The sequence below is a fragment of the Chrysiogenia bacterium genome (genome assembly GCA_020434085.1).
In the GTDB taxonomy this organism is placed as follows: Bacteria; JAGRBM01; JAGRBM01; order JAGRBM01; family JAGRBM01; genus JAGRBM01.
In genome coordinates this window covers 1-8,920 of sequence record JAGRBM010000357.1, presented here as the reverse complement: position 1 = coordinate 8,920, position 8,920 = coordinate 1, and the positions used below count along the sequence as shown (strand labels likewise).

Annotated in this window: 5 protein-coding genes; 2 read left to right on the top strand and 3 right to left on the bottom strand. The window is 64.6% G+C overall.

What is annotated here, in order from left to right:
• Positions 1 to 112 precede the first annotated feature (112 nt).
• Both KDH09_12375 and KDH09_12370 read right to left on the bottom strand, forming a co-directional pair.
• Positions 113 to 3,292 carry an efflux RND transporter permease subunit gene (locus tag KDH09_12375; protein MCB0220486.1) on the bottom strand — a complete coding sequence of 1,060 codons (3,180 nt, stop codon included), beginning with the start codon at positions 3,290 to 3,292 and terminating at the stop codon, positions 113 to 115.
• Between the two features lies 1 nt (position 3,293).
• The gene (locus KDH09_12370) at positions 3,294 to 4,394 is read right to left on the bottom strand and encodes an efflux RND transporter periplasmic adaptor subunit (GenBank protein MCB0220485.1); all 1,101 of its coding nucleotides are present in this window, start codon (positions 4,392 to 4,394) and stop codon (positions 3,294 to 3,296) included.
• 273 nt (positions 4,395 to 4,667) lie between these two features.
• Between KDH09_12370 and KDH09_12365 the strand changes: the two genes are divergently transcribed.
• Positions 4,668 to 5,123, top strand: coding sequence for an SRPBCC domain-containing protein (locus tag KDH09_12365; GenBank protein ID MCB0220484.1), 456 nt, complete (start codon positions 4,668 to 4,670; stop codon positions 5,121 to 5,123).
• Positions 5,124 to 5,480: 357 nt separating this feature from the next.
• Here KDH09_12365 and KDH09_12360 read toward each other — a convergent pair whose 3' ends face one another.
• A complete protein-coding gene (locus KDH09_12360) occupies positions 5,481 to 6,119 on the bottom strand; it encodes a YfiR family protein (GenBank protein ID MCB0220483.1) in 639 nt (212 codons plus the stop codon).
• A gap of 261 nt (positions 6,120 to 6,380) precedes the next feature.
• Between KDH09_12360 and KDH09_12355 the strand changes: the two genes are divergently transcribed.
• Positions 6,381 to 8,920 (top strand): IPT/TIG domain-containing protein (locus KDH09_12355; GenBank protein ID MCB0220482.1); only part of this gene is annotated, 2,540 nt, incomplete at its 3' end.

The following is an 8,920-nucleotide window of genomic DNA, read 5'->3' as shown; positions in this document are numbered from 1 at the left end:
AGAAATCCCGTCCCCAGAGTGCTGCTGACTTTCATCGCGCAGCCGATCACGGTTTCGGTGATCTCATTCAGCTCCATCTGTGTTCATCCGTGGCCATCTGTGGTGAACTCTCCTACCCGCCGGTTTTTGGGATCGGCACCACCTGGCCGCGCGGTTCTTCAGATGCCTCTTCGAGTCCGGCCGGTTCTTCGTCCTGCAGGAAGCGCGCGGCCACGGTGCTCTTGCCGCCCTGGAAGCGGCGAACCACGTCGTCGACAATAGCGTAGAGCGCGGGGATGATGAACACGGCCATCAGGGAGGCGCAGCCAAGGCCCGCAGAGACGGTTTTGGCCATGTTTCCCCAGGTGACGCTCTTGCCACCCAGGCCCAGGGCCATGGGCAGCAGGCCCACCAGCGTGGTCACCGTGGTCAGGAAAATCGGGCGCAGGCGGATGGTGCCGGCCTCGATGATGCTCTCGTTGCGCTCTTCGACGGTATCGCCGAATTTTCTTCGCTCGATGATAAAGTCCACCAGCACGATGGAGTCGTTGACCACGACGCCGGCGAGCGCCACGACGCCGAAAATGGTCGTGATCGAGAAGCTGATGTTTGAGATGAACAGAATCGCCAGCACGCCCACCGCGGCCATGGGCACAGTGAACATCACCACCCAGGGGACCATCAGGCTGCGGAACTGCGCGACCAGAATCGCGTACATGATGAACACGCCCAGCAGGAACAGGCCGCCGATGTTGCGCAGCGCCTTCTGCAGGGCGGCGAACTCACCCTCGTAGCGGAAGCGCAGCCCCGGATACTCGCGGGCGAGTTCCTTGCTGTAGGCCATCACTTCCTCGTTGGCTTTCTGCGTGGTGGTCTGCGTCTGATCGATGTCGGCGGTGACGCCGACGGTGCGCTTCAAGTCGAAATGATTGATCGTCGCGATGACGGGTTTGACCTTCACCCGCGCGATGTTCGAGAGCGGCACGAACCCGCCGCCGGGGGTGGGGATGCGCAGATCCTTGAGCTGGTCGATCCCCATTTCGTCGCCGCCCTCGGTCTTGACGACGATGTCGATTTCGTCGTTGCCGTCACGCAGGAAGCCCGCGATCTCACCGTAAATGGCCGTGCGGATGTGGCGCGCCACCATGCGGGTATTGAGCCCGTACTGGGAGGCGACCTTCTGATCGAGGTCAATGACGACTTCCTGCTTGCCCACTTCGAGGTCGCGCTGCACGTCGCGGGTACCGGTAAGCCCCTCCATCGCGGCCATGATCTTCGCCGAAATCTCGTCGAGCTCGTCGAGGTAGTCCCACTGGGCATAGACCTCCACCGGCGCGCCGGCCGGGGGGCCGTTGCGGCGCTTGGCGTAGACGATGGTTTCGATGCCGGGCACGTCGCCCACGCGGGACTTGAGATCGTCGATGATTTCCTCGGCGCTGCGACGGGCATCGGAATCCTGGTTGAGCTCGACGGTCACCTGCCCCACGTTGCTCTTGAAGAGGAACTCGGTCTCGGTGCGCAGGGTTCCCGCGTCGGCCAGCACCGCGGCAACTTCGTTCTCCGGCAGTTCCAGCGCCCTGCGCTCCACCTCGCGGATGAGCTTGTCGGTCTCTTCGAGCCGCGTGCCCTCGGGCGCCCAGACGCGGACGCTGAACATGCTGAAGTCGTCGTTTTCCCACAGGTTCTTCTTCACCGCCGCCATCAGTACGGTGGTGAGCAGCACGCCCACAAAGGTCGCCGCCACCACGCGCACCCGGCGCTCGAGCACCCAGCGCAGGGCGTGGGAGTAACGCACGGTCACGCGCTCGAACCACGTGGTCACGCGCGGGTGGCCTTCCTCTTCCTCGCCGGCGAAGTCCTTGACGTGACCGGGAAGCAGCAGAAAGCACTCGGCCAGGCTGGCCAGCAGCGCGACCGTCACCACGATGGGCACGATGCGCATGAACTGGCCAATCACGCCGTCGAGGAGCGCCATCGGCAGGAAGGCCGCGATGGTCGTCATGGAACTCGAAATCACGGGCCAGAGGACTTCGTTGGTTCCATCGAGGGCGGCCTGTCCCACGCGCTTGCCCATGTGAACGTGGCGGTGGATGTTCTCGGTCACGACGAGCGCGTCGTCGACGAGCATGCCCAGCACCAGCACGATCGCAAAGAGCGACTGGGAATTGAGTGACTCGCCATACTGGTGCATCGCAAAGAAACAGATCAGCAACGATACCGGAACGCCGACCGCCACCACCAGAGCATTGCGCATGCCGATGAAGAAGTAGAGGATCACCAGCAGTGCGAAGAAGCCCAGCAGGATGTTGTCGCGCAGCACCTGCAGGCGGTTTCGAATGCGTTCGGTCCGGTCGCCCACGAGTTCAACATTCACCGTCGGCGGGATCTGGTCGCTGAAGTCGGCGGTAACCGCCTTGACCTCATCGATCACGCCGATGGAGTTGGAGTCGGCGCTCTTGTAGATCGCAATGTTCATGGAGGGCTCGCCGTCGGCGCGCGAGTAACCCTTGAGCGGCTCGAAGGTGTCGAGCACCATCGCCACGTCGCGCACGCGCACCACGCGCCCGCCCTCGGAACCCGAGACCACGATGTCCTCGAGTTCCTCGGCCCGGTCCACCTCGCCCTCGGTACGCACCAGAATCTCGCTGCGCCCGACTTTCAGCGTGCCGGCAGGAAGGTCGAGATTGGAGTTGCGAATGGCGCCAGCCACCTGATCGAGCGAGAGTCCAAAGCTCGCCAGCCGGTCGGGGTCGGCCCACACCCACACCTCGCGGTCGCGAATGCCACTCACAAAGGTGCGGTCCACGCCCGGGATCGCATCGATGCGGTCCTGCAGTTCCTCGGCCAGGCTCGTCATCTGCCGCTCGCCGATTTCACTGCTCATCACGATGCTGATCAGGGGAAAGAGCACCGAGCTCTTGAGTTCGAAGACGAAGGGGTCTTCCTCGATGTCGTCGGGCAGGTCCGCGTCCTGCACCGCCGAGCGCATATCCTGAATGCGCACCTGGTAGGTGGCGTCGTCGAGGTAGTCCTCGAAGATCACCTTCACGACGCTGCGACCTTCGTAGGAACTCGAAACGATGTCCTTGACGTCTTCGAGGTCCTCGAGCTGCTCCTCGATGGGGTCGGTGATGAGCTTTTCGACCTCTTCAGCCGAAGCGCCGCGATAGACCGCGCGCACCATCACCCGGTAGAACTTGATCTCGCGGAACTCTTCCTGGGGCAGGGTCTTGAACGCCATGGCGCCGAGCACCACGACCATCAGGGTCACGACCGTCGAAAAAGCCGTGTTGTCGAGGAACCAGCGGACCATCTCAGTTCACCGCCGGTTTCACTTCCAGCGCAACGCCGTCGGCCAGGGCGCGGCTGCCCAGGGTGACGAGCTTGTCGCCGGCGGAGAGGCCGCGCTCGACAATGATGTCGGTGCCGACCTTCGGCCCCAGGATCACCTCGCGGCGCTGGGCCTTGCCTTCCACGGCCACGAACACCCAGGCGCTGCGGCCGGTGGCGTCGAACTGGATGATGTCGAAGGGAATGGCGATGGCGCCGGTGCGCTGCTCTTTTTCAATGATCGCGCGGGCGACCATCCCCGCGCGCAGCTCGCCGTCAGCGTTTTCAATGCGCACTTCCACCGGGAAGGTGCGCGAGGGCCCGGTGGCCTTGCGCCCGACCTGCGTGACGACGCCCGCGTAGCTTTGCGCCGGAAGCGCATCGACGCTGACGCTCGCCTTCGCACCGGGGGCGATCCCCACCACATCACGCTCGGAGGCGCCGACGGTGATCTTCACGCTGGTAAGGTCCACCACGTTCACGAGCTTCGCGCCGATGGAGACGGTCTGCCCGAAGTCCACGAAACGCTCGGCCACCACGCCGGCAAACGGGCAGCGGATCTCGGTCTCGCGCAGGTTCTTCTCGGCCAGTTCCTTGGCCGCCTTCGCGTTGGCGTGCTCGGACTCGCTGCGCCGGTAATCGAGCTCGGTCTTCTGCATCTGCGACTTGGAGAGGTCGCCCTTCTGGTAGAGCGGCAACAGCCGCGCGTACTCGGCTTCCATGTATTCGGCGGCGGCCTTGGCCGCCAGGTAGTTGGCGCGCGCCTGCTCGGCGCTCAGCCGGTAGCTCTCGGGATCGATGCGCAGCAGCACGTCGTCCTTCGCGCACGAATCACCGAGGCTCGCGCGCACCTCGACCACCTCGCCGCTCACCTGCGAGGTGAGCGTCACGTCCGAGACGGCTTCGAGCGCGGCGGAGTCTTCAAAGGAGAGAATCAGGTCGCGGGCCTTGAGCTCGACGACGTGCACCGAGCGGCCGGGGACGGCCTGCTCGGCGGCGTCCTGACCTTTGGAACAACCAAGCGGCGCAAACGTGAGCGCCGCGCCGATCACAAGAGTGGCAATGCGTTGAAGTGATGCGTTCAAGGGTTGTCCTGCTCTGCGCGTGTGGGGCCCGGGCTCTCGCGCGCTGGCGCGCGCCGGGCGGAAAACGGGAAGACCGCCACCGCGACGGGCCTTCCGCCGCAGGCTTTCGACCGCAGCCTTCCCACGGCAGCGAAATTGTAGGGAGCAGGCGGAAACCAGTCAATGAATGATTGTTCAGTCGAACTTATTTTCCGTCGCCTTTGCCCCGCACCAGTTTTCCCCTTTTCCGGTGATTTTCTTGCTTTTTGGGCCTGTTTGAGGCGAATTGAAGGCATGAACGATTCGCCCCCACTGGAGGTTCGCCGGGTCATCGAGGCCCCCCGTGAGCGCGTCTTTGCCGCCTGGACCCGGCCGGAGGATCTGCGCCGGTGGTGGGGCGTTACCGCCGAACACACCACCCCGCTCGCGGAGCTCGACCTGCGCGTGGGCGGGCGTTACCGGCTCACCATGCGCGCCGCCGACGGAACCGACCACACCGTTGCCGGCACCTACGAAGAAATCAGCGCGCCGGGCCGGATCGTCTACACCTGGCAGTGGGAGTCCGAAGAGCGCTTTCCGCAAACCCGCGTCACTGCCGAGTTTGCCGAGAAGGCGCCGGGCTACACCGAAATCGTGCTCACCCACGAGGGCCTGCCCGATGAGGAGTCGCGCGCGCAGCACCGCCATGGCTGGCTGGGTTGCCTGGAAATGCTCAACCGCTTTCTCACGATCTCAATCATTCGGGAATAAAAAAAACCGGCCTGCGGGGCCGGTGGCTGGGGCATTCATCCTGTCGGCAAATGAATGCCCCGGAGGGCGTGGAGTCGGAGCAATCTGCCCTCCGGGGCCAGGAGCGAATGGAGAATCGGACCGCGCGTTAGCCCTTCTTCTCCATCGACGACCGCTGCCGCGCGGTCGTCGAATCTCTGGGATCAGAGCGGGAAGTCGGGGAGCGAATCCGAGCATCCCGCTGCAAGAGTGATTGTCTACCAAGTCCGCCGCACCCAACATGAGCAGGATCATATCGAGATTTTTTTGATGCCCCTTTACGCCAAAAGGCCCCCAAACGTGCGTATGAGGGCCTTCCAAGGGATTCATTTTTTGTTTTCAGGGTTTCTCGGCGGGTGTCGGCTCTTCATTCGTGGCGGCCGGAGCCGCTTTTACCAGGCGGGCGACTTTGAGCAGAGAGGCCGAAAAATCGCAGGCTTCGGCCTTTGCCGCTTCCAGGTTGATGACCACGCGGGTGTTCGCGCCCGCCCTTTCGAAGCCAACGCTCAGCCCACGCTCGACATGCGCCACGTCGGCCGCCGCGCTGGTCACGTGAGCCGCACGGGTGCGTTGGCGCACGCGCTCCAGGTGCTCGTCGAGCCCCGTGGTCACCCAGACAAGATCGATCTTTTCTGAAACGAGGAAATCTCGCAGGTGGGCTTCCTTGTCGGACAGGTCGAAGGATTTCACTTCGATCGGTTGCTCGCGGACCTTCGGGCCTTCCCCAAGCGCGGCGAGAAAGGCCGCCATCGCCTTGCCGGAGCGATCGGTCTGTGAGTCGTAGAGAACCGCCAGCGCGAAGGGCTTTTCCTTTCTGGCGTATTTGCGATCGAGTGAGAGAACCTTGAGAAGCAGGGGAACCTGTTCGTTCGCACCGAGCGCCTGCGCCCCAACCGGCGAGACAGGCAAAAGAAGGCACAGCCCGAGCGCAACGCCAAACAGGAGCGAAAGCCGTGGTGTTTGAGTCAACCGAAGCAAAAGGTCAGATCCTGAGTTGTCGCCTTACCACCCCCATAGAGTACAGGCAGGGGGCCGCTCGCCGCAATAATTCAAATCACGACAGACACAATTGGACGGCGAAAGGTTCGCCGCGATGTGTCATCGCGGGATTTGCCACTTGGCCCACGCTCGGGCGCGTTTGCGGCGACCGGGCCGCTGCGGGGTATTTACAACCTTTCACGCCCCCGCAATTGCGCCTGAGGGCCCCATGAACCGATAATTGAGGCAATTCGTGGGCTCATGAAATTTGTCTACCCAAATGTGCGGCGGAGCGCGTGGCTCTGGCTGGCGTTGCTTGTGCTGAGTGCCTGTCAGGGCGCCGGCATCAACGCGGATGGTTCCAATGGGGAGCCGGCCGAGGTACTGCTCGGTCCGGTGATTTCCCAGGTGATGATCCCCGCCCCCACCGCGCCCGCGCCGGGCACCTGTCAGGGCGGAACGCCGGCGCTTCCCTATGCCTTTACCGACGGCGGCGACACGCTGATGATCGCGGGCGTAAATTTCCAGCAGGGCGCGCGCGTGCGCGTGGGCAAGCAGCGCCTGCTCGAAGCCAACGTCATCAACGTCACCGCAACCTCCATCGAAGTGCTCACCCCGCCGGGAAGTCCCGGCGACACCGACGTGGTGGTCATCAATCCCGACAACCAGTTCGCGACCCAGCCCGCGGCCATTCGTCTTTGCGCGCGCAGCGGTGCCACCCTGGCCGGCGCACGGGTGGTCGCCTCCCCCGCGCGCGTGCAGGTGGGCGACCAGATCAATGTCGAGCTGCAGGTCTTCCCCGGAGACGAGGACGACCTGCGTGATCTGCGCCCGCTCATCGATTTCGATCCCAGCGGCTTTGCCGAGGGCGACCGCATCGCCGGGCCGCTTCCCGCCGGCGCCGACCTTCTCGTCGGCGATCCCCCGGCGGTCTTCCGATATAGCTTCCTGGGTGCCAGCGAGGGCGAGTTCGTCCTCAACGGCACGACCAACGCCATCAACACCGAGCTTGGAGGCAACGTGGTCATTGGCCCGGTTGTCTCCAACATCGTGCGCGTCGAGCCCCTGCTCACCAGCGCCTCGGTCGATCGCACCAGCGCCGCGCTCGACCAGCTCATCCGCCTGACAGTGCAGGTCGCCAACGCCGGCTCGCAAACCATTCGCCACATCCGCGGCGAGGGCACCGACCCCGACGGGGACGCCGGTCCCATTCCGCCCGAGCCGATCCCCACCGTCAGCGGCAGCGGCGCACTCACCCTGCGCAGCGTGAGCGCCGCGATTGTCTCAGGCGAGGGCGAATGCCGCAATGATGTCGATCCCGACGGCGACACCGGACCGCTCCCGGTGCTGCCCGCCTGCGATCTCGAACCGGCGAGCATCGCGCGCTTTGAATACGTATTCGCCGCCACGCTGCCCGGCTTCGTCTCGTTCGAAGCCAACGCGGCCTCGGTACTCACGCTCGAGCCCGCCGGCACGCTCGCCACCCGCGTGGCGTTCACCACGCCGCCGCCCGCGCAGATCGTCGCGCGCTCGCCGTGGCCCGAAGTGGTCGTCGAAGTGCTCGACGATACCGGCCGCCGCGTGACTTCCTTTGCCGATGCGGTGACGCTCTCCCTGGGCGTTGGGACCGACGTCCTGCAGGGCACGCTCACCGCCACGGCGTTCGAGGGGATCGCCCGCTTCCCCGGACTCTCCTACGACACCGGCGAAGAAATCGAACTCACTGCTTCGAGCGTTACCGTCGTGGGCGCGAGCGATACCGCCATTGTGGACGTGCAGCCCTTCGGGGAACCCGCCCAACTGGTGTTCAATGTTCCGCCGCGCGCGGCAGAGACCGTGAACTTCCCGTGGCCGAGTTTTTCGGTACGCGTGCTCGACCTCTACGGCAATCTGGTGCTCGATGCCGACACCCCCGTCACCGTCCAGCGCAGCAGCGGCATGGGCAAGTTCTCCGGGCTTCGCACGAAGATTCCCGAGCTGGGGCTCGTGACGTTCGAGTCGCTGCGCTATGACACGGCCGAGTCCATGACCCTGCAGGTCAGCTCGCCGGGGGCCTCGCCGCTTGTCGGCGTGCCCGTCGATGTCTTCAGCAATGCGCCGGCGCAGCTCGTCCTGACCAGCCCGGTCCCGACCACCGTCGCGCAGGGACAAACCTGGCCGGCATTCAGCATCGCCATCGTCGACGGGGCGGGAACAATCCCGGCAACCAACGCCGGCCCGATCACGATCTCGCTGGGATTGGGCGGCGGCACGCTCAGCGGCACGACGATGTCACCGGCGTCCATCAAGAGCTTCACGGCCTCGAATCTCACCTACAACCTGGCCGAGGCCATTACCCTCGATATCACCGCACCGGGGCTGACCGGCATTTCGGGGATTCCCGTCACGGTCGAACCGGCGGGAACCGTGGCCGATCATCTGACAATCGTTACCGCCCCGCGCGCAATCGAAGTGGCCGATGCGACCTGGGAAGAATTCGTCGTGCGCGTCGAGGACGCATCGGGCGCCCTTGTCACGAGCGCGAACGGCACGCTGGGAGTGACCCTCACCTCGGGCACGGGCAGCTTCCAGAATCCGCTCGCACAGCTCACCAACGGCGTCGGGCGCTTCAAGCTGCTTCGCTACAACACCGCCGAGATGATTACTTTCGATATTTCCTGGGTGGAGCAGCCCGGCGTTACCACCATCACCGGCCTTGCCACGGACGTGGCCGCCGCCGGTGCGGTACAACTTGGCTTCGGCATCGCGCCGCTGGCCATGCAGGAAGCGGGCACATTCTGGCCGCCCTTTACCGTGGAAGT

Bases quoted from the DNA above. Each gene is read 5' to 3' on its own strand.
- KDH09_12375 (MCB0220486.1), bottom strand. From the start codon at position 3,292: ATGGTCCGCTGGTTCCTCGACAACACGGCTTTTTCGACGGTCGTGACC.
- KDH09_12365 (MCB0220484.1), top strand. From the start codon at position 4,668: ATGAACGATTCGCCCCCACTGGAGGTTCGCCGGGTCATCGAGGCCCCC.